This window comes from Corallococcus terminator, assembly GCF_003611635.1.
In the GTDB taxonomy this organism is placed as follows: domain Bacteria; phylum Myxococcota; class Myxococcia; order Myxococcales; family Myxococcaceae; genus Corallococcus; species Corallococcus terminator.
Genome location: NZ_RAVZ01000236.1, coordinates 1 through 15,753 on the forward strand (window position 1 = coordinate 1; position 15,753 = coordinate 15,753).

The following is a 15,753-nucleotide window of genomic DNA, read 5'->3' on the forward strand; positions in this document are numbered from 1 at the left end:
GCCCACGACCACTCCCACGCCACCCCCGTCCATCGCCCCGGTGAAGCCACCGGTAAAACCGCCGGTGGCCACGGCGACGCAGAAGAAGCTGGGCGATGAGCCCACCAAGGCCCCTTCAATCGACGCCCTGAATCAGGCGCGGGCAGCCCTCGCGAGCGGAAACTTGGGAGAGGCAGTCCGCAAAGCGCAGCGCAGCATCAAGGAAGAAAGCAATCTGGCCGCCCAGTTGCTGCTGACCGAACTTCGCTGCAGGCAGAAGGACCTGGGCAACGCTCGCACCGAGTGGGAAAAACTTCCCAAGTCGTTGCAACGCAAGGCCGAGCGGGAATGTCAGAAGCACGAAGTAGACCTGAGTCTCTGAGCTGGACCCACCCACGCGCGAGAACACAGCGGTGTTCTCGCGTGGGATGAGGGGGAGGAATCGCGTGAGAGTCGTCGTCGCAATGGCCGCGCTTTGCGCCGTGCTGGGCACCCTGCCCGCCCGTGCCGCGGCGCCCGTCGAAGCTGGCAAGGTGTTCGTGGGTCCGCAGGGGGAGCTGGTGGCGGTCGTGCCGCTCACGCCCCGCGACCAGAAGAAGTTCCTCGTGCGCATCCAGGGCACCGGCTCCGTGCTGGACGGCCTGGTGCTCCCGTACACGCTCAAGGACTGGAGCAGCGTCGGCACGTCCCGCCTGAGCTACACCACCCAGTGGCACGGTCGGAACTACTCGCCGTTCACCCTGGTGGGTCCGCGCGCGGAGCTGCACTTCCCCGGCGGCCCCGGCAACGGCATCACCGTCCAGTACGACGAGGCGCGCACCCAGAAGCTCAAGCCGGAGGAGGTCTACGCGCAGCACCAGCAGCAGACCCAGAGCGGCCAGCTCGCGAAGCTGATGGCCTTCGACCGCAAGGCCGAGGAAGCCACCCACGACACCAGCTACGCCGAAGCCCTCCAGCAGATGAACACCGCCTGCGCCACGACCGTGGCGGGCGCCATCGACTGGGCCTCCGTCACCGAAACGCTGCTCAAGGACGCGAACATCACCCGCTACTGCGCCTTCCCGCTCACCGCGCTGAAGGCCATGTGCACCACGTCGGAGGAAGCCCGCCGCACGGTGAAGGCCCGCCTCCAGCGGATCGACTGCCGCTTCGGCGCGGGCCTGGAACCCACCCTGCAAGGAGACCGCTTCGTGTGGACCACGAACACGGAAGCCTCCAACCAGGAGAAGGCCGCCACCCGCTACTTCAAGAAGCACCTCTAGCCCCACGCCCGCACACCATGAACCTTCAACACGTCCTCACCGTGGCGGTGCTCCTCGGTTCGAGCACCTCCGTCGCCGTCGAACCGCCCTGGGGCAAGGCGGAGAACCTGGGGCAGCGCATGCTCCTGGAAGCCACCTCCGTCTGCACCGACGGCAAGGGCCACTACGTCGTCGCCGTGCCCCGCGAGGAGACCGAAGACCTGGACGAACAGCTCTTCTACGGCGACGGCAAGGAGCTCGTCGTCGTGCCGCGTCCCCCGGGCTTCCTGCCGGGCACCCTGTTCATGGATCCGCGCTTCTTCAACCGCAAGGGCACCGCCGACTACCAGGGCATGGACCTGCGCGTGCACTCGGAGCTGTCCGTGGACGCGAAGGAGCGCACCTGTTCGCTGCGCTGTGGCGAGCGCAAGGCACCCCTGGAGATGCTCCCCGGCACGGAGGCGCGCGAGCTGCTGCGCAAGGCCACGTACGCGCCCAACCCGCAGAAGTACGTCCCGCACGCGCTGCTGCGCGATTCGAACGGCACGTACTACTACGTGGACAAGGGCTTCACCGCCGAGGAGTCGCGCAACTTCCGGGTCTTCATCGGGCCGCGCGGCGACCTGAAGCCCCAGAAGATGACCAACGTGGTGGCGGACTCCGAAGGCGAAATCTTCACCACGAAGAAGGGCCAGTTGCGGCTCGTCATCGACCGCGCCCAGACGCCCGTGTGGATTGAAAACCCGCGCAAGGAGGTCACCCTGCGCAACGTGCCCGTGGAGCAGAACCTGCCGCTCATCTACAACGAGCTGGGCGTCTACACGGGCATCCGGCTGGGCACGCCCTGCGACGACCAGTAGCGCCCACGCCTCAGACGCGCACCAGCATGGCCATCTGGTGCGCGCCGATGCCCAGCCCCACCATCACCAGGTACTTCGTGCGCAGCTCACGGTGGAACCGTGCCAGCGTCACCGGGATGGATGCGTGCACCATGTTCCCGTAGTCCTCGAAGGTATCCAGGTACTCGCGCGGACGGATGGCCTGCGCCCAGTGGTCCATCAGCTTGCGCGTGGCCTGATGCGAGATGAGCGTCACCTCGTCGGGCGATACGCCGTGCTTCGCCAGCAGTCGCGCCACCAGCCGGGGCGGCCCGTCCATCCCGGACGACATGAACGCCCGGATGCCCTCGGCGGAGGAGATGCCATAGGTGGGGTGCGCAAGCCCCGACTCCGGCCGGACCGTCAGCACCATCGCGCCGTATTCGTTGCTGAAGGTGTCCGCGGCCCAGTCCACCAGGACGCACCGGGAATCAGCTCCGGCGAAGCCCACCACCGCCGCGCCCGCGCCCTCCCCGATGACGTGGGAGTGCCCCTGGCTGTAGTCCATGTTGCGCGTCCAGGCGGAGCCCACCGCCACCAGCGCGTGACGGAGGCTGCCCGCGCGAAGGGCCTCCCAGGCCAGCACCACGCCCATCAGGAAGTTGGCGAACTCCGAGTTCACCGGCACCACCCACGTGCCCTGCCCCAGCCCCAGCTCCCGGTGCACGGCGTAGATCTGATTCGGGGCGATGAACTCCGAAACGGCCAGGTAGCCATACAGCCGCTCCACCTGCGCGGCCGTCAGCCCCGCGTCCGCTATCGCGGCGGCGCCTGCCTTCGCGGTGAGCGACGACAGCGACTCGCCCTGCCCCAGCACCCGGCGCTCCCGGCTGCCGTAGAACAACGCGTGCTCGCCCCCGCCACCCTCGGCGGCGGCCGCGCGCCGCAACGGTTCGAACAGCGGATCATCGTTGTGGCGGACCTGGGCTGGCACCGCGGCGCCAAAGCCCAGCAACGCGCATTCGGGGGCGGACACCATGCGGCGCTACTTCGCGTCCGACGCCACCGCGGCGAAGCGTTCGCCGTAGGGCGGCACCTCGCGGTAGTCGATGTGCGCGATGATGACCTGCGGCTGACCCGTTTCGTCCGCGAGCCGCAGCACCTCCGGCAGCATCGCGTCCAACTGCCCCGGCGCCTTCACCGAGTGGACGCGAGCGCCCAGGGACTCGGCGAAGCGCTCCAGGTCCGGGTTGCCCAGGCTGTAGAACTCGTCCTCCAGCGGGTAGGCCCGGTCCTGCACGTGCTCGCCGTGGTTCACCGTGCCCAGGTAGTTGTCGTTGAGGACCAGGGTCACCGTGCCCAGGCGGTAGCGCGAGGCGGTGAGCACTTCCACGCCGTTCATCAGGAACGCACCGTCGCCGGTGACGGCCACCGCGCTGCGCTCCGGACGGCCCAGCTTGCCACCGACGACGGCGCCGCAGGACCAGCCCATGGACGACAGGCCGCACGGGTAGAAGATGCGCGCCGGGGGCGTCACGTGCAGCAGGTGCGCCGTCCAGGCCGAGCAGTTGCCCATGTCGATGTACAGGTCCATGTCCGGACCCAGGTGCTTGTCCAGCTCCGCGATCAGGTGCTGCGGCTTGACGGTGTTCTCCGCCTGCGGGGCGCGCGTGGGAAGCGCGGGCTCCTTCAGCGCCACCACCTGCGACCAGCGCTCCTTCACCCGCGCGCCGCTGGACGGGCCGATCATCTGGCCCAGCTCCGCCAGGCCCGTCACCACCGAACCCACGTCCGCCACGATGGGCAGCCGCACCGGCAGGAACTGACCGATGTTCGCCGGGTTCACGTCCACCTGGATGACGTGGTGGACCGCCTGGAAGTACTTGTGGAAGCTGCGGGTGGCCCACTCGCCCAGGCGGCTGCCCAGCACCAGGAGCACGTCCACCCCATCGCGCAGGTAGGTCTCGGAGCGCTTGCTGCCCGCGAGCCCCAGCACCCCCAGCGAGAGCGCTTCCCGTTCGGAGAAGAGCCCCTTGGCGCGCACGCTCGTCGCCACCGGAATGCCGTGCTGGGTGATGAACGCGTTGAACACCTCACCGTGCTCCCCCATCGCCTCGCGCGCGCCGGAGCCCAGGAAGATGAGCGGACGGCGCGCGGTGCGCAGCAGGGAGAAGGCGGCGCGGAGATCCTCGAAGGGCGCGGAGGGCGGACGCGCCCGGAAGGCGCCGCGCGTGGTGGGAACCGAGACGCGGTGGATGGGCTGACGCGCGATGTTCGACGGGATGCTCAGGTGAGCGGCGCCCCCGGGCAGCCCCTGCGCGGTGCGCAGCGAGCGCGCCAGCAGCCGGGGGAAGCTCTGCGCGTCCGCGATGCCCACGGAGCTGGCGCAGGCCTGGCGGAACATCTCCACCGTGTTCACGCCGTGCGTGGAGGAGCTCTCCTGGAGCGCCATCAGGCCGAAGCGGTCCGTGGGAACGTTGCCGCTGATGGCCAGAAGCGGCACGCCGTCCAGGTGCGCGGAGGCCACGCCCGTCAGCGCGTTGGTGGCACCCGGGCCCGCCGTCACCATGCACACGCCCAGCTTGCCCGTGGCGCGCGCGTAGCCGTCCGCCATGAACGCCGCCCCCGCTTCGTGCGAGGCGATGATGAAACGCATGGAGTCGTGCTTGCGCAGCGCCTGCTGGAAGGGCGCGATGTTGCCGCCCGGGACGCCGAACACCGCGTCCACCTCTTCGGCCTCCAGGTGGGCAATCACGCAATCGGTGACCGACAGCTCCTCCACCGTCTTGAAGCCGCGCGCGTTCGTGTCCCCGTACATCGGAATGGGGTCACCCGGCCGCGCCTGGAGCGCGTTCACCCGGTTGGGCGTGGCAGACGGCGTTTCGTTTCGGAGCGCCTCCAGCGGAACCTCGGGCGTCAAGGCCGACGCGGTCGAGGAGATGGAAGGCAGCTCAGCGAGCGAGGAGGTCGACATCTGAAAACGTCTCCAAGGCCCCGGGTCCTGTCAGACTCGACGACTGCACGCCGAGTCACTGTCACCGAGTCCGGGGTAACCCTCGATGTCAGCCCCAGTGTTGCGGGGATGCTGCAAAGATGCATCCTCTTAATAGCAGAGAAGTTGACCAGTGGGAAGCAAATCACTGGAAAGTTCGAATGCGGCTGGATTTTGGGACTTCGAGCCGGATTGCCACGTCCAGGGTTGGACGGCGTCCGTCTTCACCCGGGGCGAGGGGCTCGCGCCCGCGCGTACGCAGCGCACTCGCGGGTGGATCCATCAGCACGTTGAGTGGGCTAGGCTCAGAGGTGCGCGGCGCTCATGCACGCTTCGCACGGAACACTCGCACACACCACATATCCAACGTGGGGGATGTCATGGCTGAGAATCTGCGGACGGAGTACGGCTTCCGAATGAATGGGTCTGGCTACATCACGCCTGCCGAGGCCAAGGCCTGGTTCGAAGATCTTCGCATGAAGGTGGCGGTGAAGAAGGGCCGGGCCTTCGGCCTGCTGGTGGACATCCGCGGACAGAAGGCGAATCCGCCGGAGACGCAGGAGATCATCAAGACGGCGATGGGCTGGCTGAAGCAGAACGGCATGGCTCGCTCGACGGTGGTGCTCGACAGCACCGTGGCCCGCCTGATGATGGTCCGCATGGCGAAGCAGAGCGGCGTGTACGAGTGGGAGCGCTACATCGACGCGTCGAAGGATCCGGACTGGGAGCACAAGGCCATCGACTGGATCGTCAATGGCGCGGAGCCGTCGAAGGAAGAAGACGCCGCGGCCTGAAGTTGCCCCAACCCCCCGGGTGATGGCGGTGACGGCCTCCCAGGCCCACCGCCTCCCCTGCCAGGTTGGGTCTTGATTCCACCTGATTCCGAAAAGCCCCAACCCATGACATCCGGGTCCCAGCGGACGCCGCGCTGGCTCCGGAGTGTCGCCCTCGTCGTCGTGGGGCTGATGTGCGTGCACTGCGCCTCCGCGGACCGGCCGCGTGAGCCCACGCGCACACGGGTTTCCGAAGCCGTGTCGGAGCCCCCTGCCCTTCCCCGTCGCGCGCTGCGGGTTCGCGTGTACGCGGACGCGGATCACCGCGCGCAGGTGCTTCATTGGGAGCGCGCCTTCGCGGCCTCGCTCCAGCGTGCGAGCGAAGCGGTGCGTGAGCCGCTGCGGGTGACGTTCGAGCTGGAGTCGGCGCGGCCGTGGGACCGGCGCGGCTCCGAAGGCGCGCTGGAGCCGGTGGTCGATGCGCTGGAAGCGTTGGACGCGGGCGAGGACGTGGACCTCGTCGTCGGGTTGGTGTCCGCGCCTTCGGCCTTCAGTGAATCCCAGCATGAGCTGGGCTTCGCGCGCGTGCTGGGACGCCACTGCGTGCTGCGGGGGATCAGCGCCACCGTGCCGACGGAGGCGCGTCGGCACCTGGAGGTTTCGGCGCTGTTGCATGAGTGGGCCCATACGTTGGGCGCGCTTCACGTGCGCGAGGTGCGCGGGTGGATGTCCGCGAAGTACGGCGCGGCCTGGACGGGATTCGATGCCCGGACAATCGCGCTGCTCGACGCCGGCTTGCGCCACCTGCCCCGGGCCCGGGTGGAGCTGGAGTCACAACGCGCGTGGGCGCGCGAGCTGCGCACGGTGCTCGAGGGCATGCTCGGCCCCGCATGGGAGGGGCCCGAGCGCGACTTCCTCCTCGCGTGGACCGAACGGGTCCTCGCGGCCAGCGTGGTGCTGGGACCGGAGGGAACACCGAGGTCGCTGACGCCGGAGGAACGCCAACGCCTCGCGGAGGTCATCGCGCTGGAGAAGGCGGGCCGGCCGGAGCTGGCCGCCGAGGCCCTGGAGCCGCTGGCCCTGAGGCATCCCCATGACGAGCGCGTGCAACTGCTGGCGTGCTACCTCGCCGTGCACCTCACGCCAGCACTCGACACAACCCGAGCGCGCTGTGAGCGGGCCACCGCGCGATTTCCCTCGGAGCCCTCGCTGCGCATGAACGTCGCGCTCCTGCACCTGCACGCGGGCCGGTTCGACGCGGCCCAGGACAGCCTGCTGGCGGCCCGGCGCAACCTTGAGACCCGGACCGACGCGGAGCCCTCGCTGTGGGCGGATCTGGCGGGGCTCTTCCTGCGGGCACACGGCCTGACGTGGGCGGAAGAAGCCGCGGCACGGGCGCCGGGGCTGGCCGCTTCGGCCACGGTGCTTGAACAGGCCGCCCGGATCCGACGCCAGGTGGCGCTGCCCGCGCGGCCCGACGCGAACACCGGGACGCCGACTGCCCCCGCGTCGGAACACCCGGTGGAGCCTTCGCATGAGGGGGCCCTGGTGCGCGAGGTCTTCGACATCGAAGCCCTGCTGCACGCGGGCTCATCCGGCCCCGCGCGTGAGCGCATCACCACGCTGGCCCGGCTGTATCCGGAGAGCCCGTCGGTCGCGCTGGTGCAATGCGAACTGCACTTACTCAAGGGACGACTGGCGCCCGCGCGCATTGCCTGTGAGCGTGTGCTCGCCGCGCGTGAGGACGCCGTGCAGGCCCACCTGCTGCTCGGCGTGCTGGCGACGAACACCCGGGCGCATGCCCGTGCCCGGGCACACCTGGAGCGGGTCATCGCGCTGGAGCCTTCGCGCACCGAGGCCTGGCACCTGCTCGCCCGTGAGTACCGGGGGACGAAGAAGCTGGGCCCCCTCAAGGTCCGCTACCGGGAGCAGTTCGCGCGCGACCTGCCGTGAAGCGCGCCCTACTTCGCGATGGACGCACGCCATTCAGGCTGGAGCATCGACAGGATGATCATGTCGACGAACCCGTCGCCCGTGCCGGAGGGCCGGTAGCCTCGCAACACGCCTTCCTGATGGAAGCCCCCGCGCGTCAGCACCCGCAGCGAGGTCGGATTCGCCACCGACACCAGGGCCTCCATGCGGTGCAGTCCCATCTGCTCGAAGCCGAAGCGCACCAGGACGGGCAGGATGGCCTTCATCACGCCCTGCCCCCACAGCTTGCGCGCCACCATGTAGCCCACCTCCGCGCGCCGGTCCTTCGCGCTCCAGTTGAAGAGCGTCAGGTAGCCCAGGGCGGACGGGTCCTCCCGGGTGGACAGCACCCAGCGGAAGCTCTCTCCCCGGCGCATCACCTCCAGGTCACCCGCCAGCTTCTTGCGGATGGTTTCGGGCCGCACGGGCACCTCGAAGTTGAGGCTGCGCGCGACCTCCTCATCCGAATACATCGCGATGAGCGCGTCCGCGTCCGCCATCGAAAGCAAGCGCAACTGGAACGGCGAGGGGGCTTCAGGCAGCGGCAACGTGGCGGCGAACAAGGACATGCGTGCATCACCCGAGCGGAAGGGACCTCCGCACGCTACCGGTCACGGACGGGCACCGCCATCACCTCGTGGCCTCCCCTCCAGCCCTACTCCGTGCGCATCGCCTCCACCGGATCCAGCTTCGCGGCGCGGGACGCCGGGTAGATGCCGAACAGCAGCCCCACCCCGCAGCTCATGCCCAGCGACAGCGCCACGGCCCACATGGGCACGCTCATGGGGAACAGCAACACCCACTTGCCCAGGAACACGAACCCGAAGCCCAGGCCCACGCCCAGCAAACCGCCGAAGAACGACAGCAGCACCGCCTCCGTGGCGAACTGACCCAGGATGCGGCGGCGACGCGCGCCCAGCGCCTTGCGGATGCCAATCTCCCGCGTCCGCTCCGTCACCGACATCAGCATGATGTTCAGGATGCCGATGCCGCCCACCACCAGCGACAGCAGACACACGCCCACGCCCGCCATCGCGATGACCTGGGAGAGCTCGTTGAACGAGGCCGTCATCGACTCGTTGGTGTGCACCTCGAAGTCGTTGGCCTCCTGGGGCGTCAAGTCGCGGCGGCGGCGCAGCAGGTTCACCACCTCGTCCTGCGCCTTCTGGAACACGGTGCCATCACGCGCCTGGACGTCGATCTCCACCGAGCGGTGCTTGCCGTAGAGCTGCTGGAAGTTGCGCATCGGGATGGCCACCTGGTTGTCCTGGCTGGCCATGCCCATGACGCTGCCCCGCTTCTGCAACACGCCGATGACCCGGAAGGGCCGGCCCTGCAGCCGCACGTCGGAGCCCACCGGATCCATGCCCGGGAACAGCGCGTCCGCCACGTCCACGCCAATGACCATCACCGAGCGGCCGTCCAGCGACTCCGTCTCGTTGAAGAAGCGGCCGTTGGTGACCGTCACCCCGCTGGTCTCCAGGAACGTGGGCTCCGTGCCCACGATGCTCACCGACGGGTGCGTCTCCCGGAAGGCCGTCGCCAGCTTCTTGCCCCACGCCTGGTCGGTGGGCGTGGCCGCGCCCACGGAGGGACACGCCTCCAGGATGGCCTTCACGTCCTCACCGTACAGATGCTTGCGCCGGGCGTACTTCGCCCAGTTGAAGCGGCCGAAGCCCGAAGGCCACTTGGTCACCTCGAAGGTGTGCGCGCCCAGGCTGCCCAGGTTCTTGTTCACCTGTTCGCGCAGGCCTTCGATGAGCGCCATCATCGTGATGACCGTGGCCACTCCGATGACGATGCCCAGCAGCGTCAGGAGCGAGCGCAGCGGGTTGCCCAGGAACGTGCCCAGCGCCAGCCGCAGGTTGTCGAGAAACGCGCGCATCGCCTATTCGTAGCGGAGCGCTTCCACCGGGTCCAGCCGCGCGGCCCGGGCTGCCGGCCAGATGCCGAACAGCAGGCCCACCAGCGCCGCGAACGCCACCCCGCCCAGCACCGTGCTCGGCCGCACGTCCGCCGCCAGCGGCGTCACCAGCGACACGAGCTTCGCCGTCCCCAACCCCACCGTCGTGCCCAGCAGGCCCCCCACCGCGGACACGCTGGAGGCCTCCAACAGGAACTGGATGACGATGGTGCGCTGCCGCGCGCCCAGCGCGCGCCGCACGCCAATCTCCCGCGTCCGCTCGCGCACCGACACCAGCATGATGTTCATGATGCCGATGCCGCCCACCAGCAGCGTGATGAGGCCCACGCCCGTGGCCACTGCGTACAGCGCCCCGGTGAGCTGCTCATAGGTCGCCGCGAGCGTGTCCGGCCGGTTGAGCGAGAAGTCGTCCGGCGCGCCCGGCGGCGTCGCGCGCACGCGCCTGAGGATGCCGACGAGCTGGTCCTCCGCCTGTTGGATCCGCCCTGCGTCCGCCACGGCGATGGCGATCTGCATGGGCCGCCCCTTGCCGAAGCTGGAGTTGAAGGTCTTGAAGGGCATGTACACGGCCATGTCCATGTTCTCCGACACGACCTTGCCCTTGCGCCCCAGCGTGCCCACCACCTGGAAGGGCTTCCCGTCGATGCGCACCGTCTGCCCCAGCGGGCTGATGCTGGGAAAGAGCGTGGCCGCCACATCCGCGCCCAGCACCGTCACCGGCCGGTTCACCTCTTCGTCCGCGCGGGTGAGGAAGCGGCCGGACACCACCTCGTAGTTGCCGATGGTGAGGTAGTCGCTCCACACGCCGTTGACGCGCACGTTGGAGACCTGCGACGCGCCGTGCGCCACGTCCGACGAGCGCAGCACCGCCGGGGAGATGGCGGTGATGAAGTCCGCCTGCTGGCGCAACTGCGCCACCTGCTCCAGCGTGAGGTTCTTGCGGTTGCGGAACACCCACCAGTTGCCCTTGATCACCCAGGGGAACTTGGAGACGTAGATGGTGTTCGCGCCCAGCGTGGCCAGTTGCTTGTCGAACGACGTGTTGAGCCCCTGGATGATGCCGACGATGGCCAGGAGCGTCGCCACGCCGATGCCGATGCCCAGCGTCGTGAGCACCGTGCGCATCCGGTTCGCCCGGAGGGAGAACACCGCGATGCGGGCCCCCTCCAGCACGTCCACCCGGAAGCGCTGACCGAACTTCACGCGTGCCCCGCCTGCGGCAACACGCCCGTGCCGCCCAGCGCGACCACCGGACCCGGCCCGTCCGCGATGATCTCACCGTCGCTCAGGCGGATGGCCCGGGGACAGCGCGCGGCCAGCTTAGGCTCGTGCGTGACGAGCACCAGCGTGTGCCCCGCATGGTGGAGCTGTTCGAAGAGCCTGACGATCTCCTCGCCAGTGGCCGAGTCCAGGTTGCCCGTGGGCTCGTCCGCCAGAAGCATGGAGGGCTCCGACACCAGCGCGCGTGCGATGGCGACGCGCTGGCGCTGACCGCCCGACAGCTCGTTGGGCCGGTGGTGCATGCGGTGCGTGAGCTGCACCTTGTCGAGCGCCGCCTTGGCCCGCTCCCGCCGCTCCTTCGCGGGCATGCCCCGGTACACGAGCGGCAGCTCCACGTTGGCGAGCGCCGTCTCCCGGGGGAGAAGCTGGAACGTCTGGAAGATGAAGCCGATCTCCACGTTGCGGATGACGGCCAGGTCGTCGTCGTCCATGCGCGACACGTCCTTGCCGTTGAGCATGTAGCGACCGCTGGTGGGCGTATCCAGACAGCCCAGCACGTTCATCAGCGTGCTCTTGCCGGAGCCCGACTGGCCGATGATGGCCACCCATTCGCCCCGGTTGATGCCGAAGGTCACGCCCCTGAGCGCGCGCACCTCCTCGCCACCCACGAAGAAGGCGCGCGTGAGCGCCTCCACCGAGATGAGGGGGCCACTGCCCGGAGCATTGGGGGTCGTCACGACTTGCGCCCGCCCTTCCCGTCGCCGGCGGGCACTTCCGGTTCGCGCACCGCGTCCCCGTTCGCCAGCTCCTTGGACAACGTGCGATAGGGACCCTCCACCACGCGGTCCCCCGGCTGGAGTCCCTCAAGCACTTCCAGCTCCGTGTCGGACGCGATGCCGGTGCGCACGCGGCGCACCTGGGCCTTGTTCTCCCCGTCCACCACGAAGACGACCTTGGCCAGGGTCTCCGTGCGGCGCTTGGCCGTGAGGCCACCGCCCTCCACCGGGGGCTGGTAGTCCGGCAGCGAGCGCTCGGAGCGCACCGTGACGGCCTGGATGGGCACGAGCACCGCGTCCTCGTGCGTCTCCGCGCTGATGCGCGCCTCGGCGCTCATGCCGGGCAGCACGCCGGGAGGCCGCGCGTCCAGGGCGACGGTGATGGGGAAGCTCGTCACCTCCGCCTCCGTGCCCTGGTTCTTGATGAGCGCCTTCTGGGCGATCTCCACCACGGTGCCGGTGAAGGACTGGCCCTCCAGCGCGTCCAGCGACACCTCCGCGGGCTGGCCGTACTTCAGGTGCACCACCTCGTGCTCACCCACCTCGAACTTCACCTCCATCTGGTTGAGCGCGGCGATGGTCATCACCACGTCCTCGGAGAAGTCGGAGCCACGCACGCGCTCACCCACTTCACGCGACAGTTCGATGACGTTGCCGTCGATGGGCGACAGGAGCGTGGTGCGCGACAGGTCCGTGGCGGCCTGGTCCAGCACGGCGCTGCTCTGGGCCACGCGCTGCTTGGCGGCGGCGAGGCGCGCCTGGGCGGTGTCCACCGACGCCTGGGACACCTCCAGCTCCGACGTGGACGCGAGCCCCTTCTCCGCGAGCCCCTTCACGCGGGCCAGGTCCGCGCTCTGCCGCGCGACCTCCACCTCCGACACCTGCACCTCCGAGCGCGCCGCGTCCTTGGAGGCCGTGGCCTGCTTCACGGCCGCCTCGTAGTAGCGCTTGTCGATGCGTCCCAGCACCTGCCCCTTGGTGACGGGGTCTCCGTCCTTCACCTGGAGGGCCACGAGGTCCCCGGACAGGTTGGAGGAGATCTTCACCGTGGTGGCCGCCTGCACCTTGCCAGCGCCCGTGATGGTACGGGTGATGGTCCCCTTGCGGGCCTTGGCCACCTGGACTTCCTGCGTCGGAGGCGGCCGGTCCTTCAGACCGCCCACGGTGATGGCCCCCGCGCCGAGCAACAGCGCACCGGCGATTGCCGCCTTCCACCACGTCATTGTGAGTCTCCTGGATTCAGCATGCCCGTGGCCCGGAACAGGGCATAGCGGGCGATTTCGACATCGATGCGGCTCTGGAGCAAGACCAGCTCCGACTGCGTCAGCTTCAACTGCGCGTCACGCACGTCCAGCGTGGAGCCAGCGCCCGCGCGGAAGCGCTGCTCCGCCAGGTCCAGGCCCTGCGCTGCGACCGCCCGGTTGGTGGTCGCGAGCTTCGAGGCGGCAAGCTGCCCGTCCAGCACCTGGTGCGCCCGGACGACCTCCGCCTCCAGCTCCAGCTTCGTCTGGACGAACGTCAGCTCCGCCTTGCGGATGTTGGCCTGGGCCCGCGCGGACTGCGCGTCGGTGATGAAGCCGTTGAACAGGTCCCACGTCAGGGTGACACCGCCGTTGAAGATGTTGCCGAAGCGGGCCTCGCTGAAGAACGGCCCCAGGTCCTGGCTGGCATGGTTGTATTGGACGGACAGACCCACCCTCGGGATGTAGTCCCCCTGCACGATGGCGCGCTGGAGCTCCGCCACCCGCACCCGCTGGTGGAGCGCGCGCAGCAGGGCGCGGTGCTCCCGGGCCTGCTTCAGGGAGTCGTCCAGGGGCGGCGCGGGCGCGGGCTCCTGCTGGAACACGCCGGGGTCCACGGCCAGGAGCCTGTCGGTGCCGGGGCGGGCCAGCCACACGGCCAACTGCATCTGGTCCGCCACGAGCTGGTTCTGGCGCTGCACGACGTTGATGCGGTCGTTGCCCAGGTTGACCTCCGCGGCGATCTCCTCCGTCTTACCCACGCGGCCGGCCTGGAACAGGGCTCGCGAGCGCTCCAGTTGTTCCTCGCTGCGCGTCACGGTGGCCTTGAGCACGTCCAGCGTCGCCTGCGATAGGAAGAGCGCGAAGAAGCGACGGATGGCCTCCAGCTCAGAAGTGTCCGCTTCCTCCAGGGACTGGTTCTTCACGGCATCCACGGTGACGCCAGCCTGCTCCAACTGCTTCCAGAGGGCGCGGTTGTAGATGACCTGGGACAGGCCCAGCGACGCGAAGTAGCTGTCGGCGGTATTCGAGCTGCTCTCCACCTCGCGCGTGAGGACCTCGTCCTCGGTGATGGGAATGGTGACCACCTCCCGGCGCCGACCCTGATACCTGAGGCTCGGGCCCATGTTGAACTGCAACTGGGGCAGCAGGCCGGAGCGGGCGACGCGCACGTCCTCCTGCGCCACCGACACATCCAGCACGGACTGCAGGGCCTGGGTGTTCCTGCGGCCCATGGCACGCGTCTCTTCGAGCGTGATGGGCGTGGTGGCGAGCAGCGCCGTGACGACGAGGAGCGCGTTCACTTACCACCGCCCGCGGGAAGACCGATGAAGAAGATACCGGCGTACATGACGTAGAGCACCAGCGCGAGCAGCAGCGACCGACCCAGGCGCATCCCGGTGGCGGTGGAGAAGCCCACGCCCAGCAGGCCCACGCTCCAGAGGTTGAAGAAGTCCACCCCGCGCAGCACCCGCTCCATCTTCGGCGTCAGGCCACTGAGCAGGGACAGGTTGGAGGGCACGAGCCGGGCCGCGCGCAAATCCGTGAGCGAGTACTGGAAGCTCGCGCAGACCGCGTAGATGAGGTGGTAGAGCGCGATGGGCAGCAGGGCCACCGCGGCCGCCGCCATCAACTGCCCGAAGGACGCGGGCCGGCTGAAGAGCCAGGCACACACCCACAGGACGCACGCGAGCAGCAACACGGCCAGGGGCATCACGAGCACCCCCTTGGCGATGCCGCCCACCAGCGCCTTGCGCGAGGCGGTCTGGATCTGCTCGGCGATGTCGGACTCCGAAACGGTGGGCGCGCCCACGTCCTTCGGCAGGGCCCCCACCACGGACGCGGTGGCATCCCAGCGCAGCGCGTACGCGACCCCGGAGGCGGCGACGCACAGGGCGAGGATGAGCATGGGCCACAGCCAGCGGCGGCCTTCGACGGCGGAGCGCGTGCCCTCGAGGGGATCCACGAAGACGCGCGCCGGTTGTACAAGGGAGGTCATAGGGATGGGGTCTCTGGGCGGAATACGCGGCCCACCCGGAGTGATTGCCCGGTCCCGTGAATTGACTCGGGAAATGGGCAGGCAGCCAATCGAAATCCGTTAGCGGACCCGGGTTCTACCGTGCCTTGCATCCATCCTGTAGCGGTCTGTAGCCTAAATTTTGCGGCGGGGGCCCGGACGGTGTATTCCGCTCGGCTGCACGCTTGCCGGAGCATGAATGGTCGACAGCACGGATCTCGCCCAGGTTCTTCATGAGGCGCATGACATCGCCCGCAGCGTCGCCCAGAAGCCCACGTCGGCCCACGTGTTGCTCGCGCTCTTCACGGTGGAGAACCGCGCCCAGCTCCTCCTGAAGGAGAAGGGGGTGGACGAGGACGCGCTCCTGCAGCTCATCACGGAGGCCCCCGCGGAGACGGGCAGCGTCGTGCATGACCTGACGACGCGCGCGAGGGAGCTGGCCAGCAATTCGCGCTCCGGGGAGGCGGACTGTCTGCACCTGCTCATCGCCATCATCCGTCGGCGCTGCGCGGCGTCCGACCTGCTGGCGCGCACGGGCATCGACCTCATCTCCCTGTCCAACACGGCGCTGTCCTACTCCACGAGCGGGGGCCCGCCGCGCCGGCTCCAGCCCGGCTATGGTCAGGCAGTGGCCACCCGCGCGCCGGTGAGCCGCCCGGTGGGTGCGCCCCCTTCACCCCTGCCCTTCTCCACCCTGGCCCTGAGCGTGCCGCGCCCGGCCCCGGTGATGACGCCCCCCGTCAGCGCGCCGCCGCCGGCCGCGCGCATGACGCCCGCGCTGTCGCCGCGCGACCTCATCG

General features: G+C 69.2%; 13 protein-coding genes and 2 pseudogenes. 6 read left to right on the forward strand and 9 right to left on the reverse strand.

Going from position 1 to position 15,753, the window contains the following annotated elements; translation table 11 throughout:
* The 3 genes and pseudogenes from D7V88_RS28130 to D7V88_RS28140 all read left to right on the forward strand — a co-directional run.
* Positions 1 to 361: pseudogene (locus D7V88_RS28130) on the forward strand (hypothetical protein); the annotation flags it as partial.
* 64 nt (positions 362 to 425) lie between these two features.
* Positions 426 to 1,241: a hypothetical protein gene (locus D7V88_RS28135; RefSeq protein ID WP_120543716.1), complete on the forward strand. Its 816-nt coding sequence runs from the start codon at positions 426 to 428 to the stop codon at positions 1,239 to 1,241.
* A 17-nt stretch (positions 1,242 to 1,258) separates the two neighbouring features.
* Positions 1,259 to 2,080 (forward strand): hypothetical protein, encoded by an 822-nt coding sequence (locus tag D7V88_RS28140; RefSeq protein ID WP_120543717.1) that lies wholly within the window; start codon positions 1,259 to 1,261, stop codon positions 2,078 to 2,080.
* Positions 2,081 to 2,090: 10 nt separating this feature from the next.
* On the opposite strand, the gene D7V88_RS28145 is transcribed toward D7V88_RS28140, so the two are convergent.
* Both D7V88_RS28145 and D7V88_RS28150 read right to left on the reverse strand, forming a co-directional pair.
* On the reverse strand, positions 2,091 to 3,077 hold the full coding sequence (locus D7V88_RS28145; RefSeq protein ID WP_244238435.1) for a 3-oxoacyl-[acyl-carrier-protein] synthase III C-terminal domain-containing protein: 987 nt from the start codon (positions 3,075 to 3,077) through the stop codon (positions 2,091 to 2,093).
* A gap of 6 nt (positions 3,078 to 3,083) precedes the next feature.
* Positions 3,084 to 5,012, reverse strand: coding sequence for a thiamine pyrophosphate-binding protein (locus tag D7V88_RS28150; RefSeq protein ID WP_120543718.1), 1,929 nt, complete (start codon positions 5,010 to 5,012; stop codon positions 3,084 to 3,086).
* Positions 5,013 to 5,410: 398 nt separating this feature from the next.
* Between D7V88_RS28150 and D7V88_RS28155 the strand changes: the two genes are divergently transcribed.
* Entirely contained in the window at positions 5,411 to 5,824 is a 414-nt protein-coding gene (locus D7V88_RS28155) for a hypothetical protein (protein ID WP_120543719.1), read from the forward strand.
* 105 nt (positions 5,825 to 5,929) lie between these two features.
* Positions 5,930 to 7,756, forward strand: a complete 1,827-nt coding sequence (locus D7V88_RS28160; RefSeq protein WP_147448898.1) for a tetratricopeptide repeat protein — start codon at positions 5,930 to 5,932, stop codon at positions 7,754 to 7,756.
* Positions 7,757 to 7,764: 8 nt separating this feature from the next.
* Here the strand turns inward: D7V88_RS28160 and D7V88_RS28165 are convergent, their stop codons facing one another.
* The 7 genes from D7V88_RS28165 to D7V88_RS28195 form a co-directional block, all read right to left on the reverse strand.
* Positions 7,765 to 8,343: a GNAT family N-acetyltransferase gene (locus D7V88_RS28165; protein WP_120543721.1), complete on the reverse strand. Its 579-nt coding sequence runs from the start codon at positions 8,341 to 8,343 to the stop codon at positions 7,765 to 7,767.
* Positions 8,344 to 8,429: 86 nt separating this feature from the next.
* Entirely contained in the window at positions 8,430 to 9,659 is a 1,230-nt protein-coding gene (locus D7V88_RS28170) for an ABC transporter permease (RefSeq protein ID WP_120543722.1), read from the reverse strand.
* Between the two features lie 3 nt (positions 9,660 to 9,662).
* Positions 9,663 to 10,823 (reverse strand): ABC transporter permease, encoded by a 1,161-nt coding sequence (locus tag D7V88_RS28175; protein WP_208726517.1) that lies wholly within the window; start codon positions 10,821 to 10,823, stop codon positions 9,663 to 9,665.
* A 74-nt stretch (positions 10,824 to 10,897) separates the two neighbouring features.
* Positions 10,898 to 11,656, reverse strand: a complete 759-nt coding sequence (locus D7V88_RS28180) for an ABC transporter ATP-binding protein (protein WP_120543724.1) — start codon at positions 11,654 to 11,656, stop codon at positions 10,898 to 10,900.
* On the reverse strand, positions 11,653 to 12,918 hold the full coding sequence (locus tag D7V88_RS28185) for an efflux RND transporter periplasmic adaptor subunit (RefSeq protein WP_120543725.1): 1,266 nt from the start codon (positions 12,916 to 12,918) through the stop codon (positions 11,653 to 11,655). Before D7V88_RS28185 ends, D7V88_RS28180 begins: the two co-directional genes overlap by 4 nt.
* Entirely contained in the window at positions 12,915 to 14,240 is a 1,326-nt protein-coding gene (locus D7V88_RS28190; protein WP_120543726.1) for a TolC family protein, read from the reverse strand. The genes D7V88_RS28185 and D7V88_RS28190 overlap by 4 nt, the downstream gene beginning before the upstream one ends.
* Entirely contained in the window at positions 14,237 to 14,902 is a 666-nt protein-coding gene (locus D7V88_RS28195; RefSeq protein WP_341870716.1) for a YIP1 family protein, read from the reverse strand. The genes D7V88_RS28190 and D7V88_RS28195 overlap by 4 nt, the downstream gene beginning before the upstream one ends.
* A gap of 250 nt (positions 14,903 to 15,152) precedes the next feature.
* On the opposite strand from D7V88_RS28195, the pseudogene D7V88_RS28200 reads away from it, so the two are divergent.
* Positions 15,153 to 15,753: pseudogene (locus tag D7V88_RS28200) on the forward strand (Clp protease N-terminal domain-containing protein); the annotation flags it as partial.

Excerpts from the sequence above, each read along its gene's own strand:
- D7V88_RS28140 (WP_120543717.1), top strand. The coding sequence starts at position 1,259 with ATGAACCTTCAACACGTCCTCACCGTGGCGGTGCTCCTCGGTTCGAGC.
- D7V88_RS28145 (WP_244238435.1), bottom strand. The coding sequence starts at position 3,077 with ATGGTGTCCGCCCCCGAATGCGCGTTGCTGGGCTTTGGCGCCGCGGTG.
- D7V88_RS28150 (WP_120543718.1), bottom strand. The coding sequence starts at position 5,012 with ATGTCGACCTCCTCGCTCGCTGAGCTGCCTTCCATCTCCTCGACCGCG.
- D7V88_RS28155 (WP_120543719.1), top strand. The coding sequence starts at position 5,411 with ATGGCTGAGAATCTGCGGACGGAGTACGGCTTCCGAATGAATGGGTCT.
- D7V88_RS28160 (WP_147448898.1), top strand. The coding sequence starts at position 5,930 with ATGACATCCGGGTCCCAGCGGACGCCGCGCTGGCTCCGGAGTGTCGCC.
- D7V88_RS28165 (WP_120543721.1), bottom strand. The coding sequence starts at position 8,343 with ATGTCCTTGTTCGCCGCCACGTTGCCGCTGCCTGAAGCCCCCTCGCCG.
- D7V88_RS28170 (WP_120543722.1), bottom strand. The coding sequence starts at position 9,659 with ATGCGCGCGTTTCTCGACAACCTGCGGCTGGCGCTGGGCACGTTCCTG.
- D7V88_RS28175 (WP_208726517.1), bottom strand. The coding sequence starts at position 10,823 with ATGCGCACGGTGCTCACGACGCTGGGCATCGGCATCGGCGTGGCGACG.
- D7V88_RS28185 (WP_120543725.1), bottom strand. The coding sequence starts at position 12,918 with ATGACGTGGTGGAAGGCGGCAATCGCCGGTGCGCTGTTGCTCGGCGCG.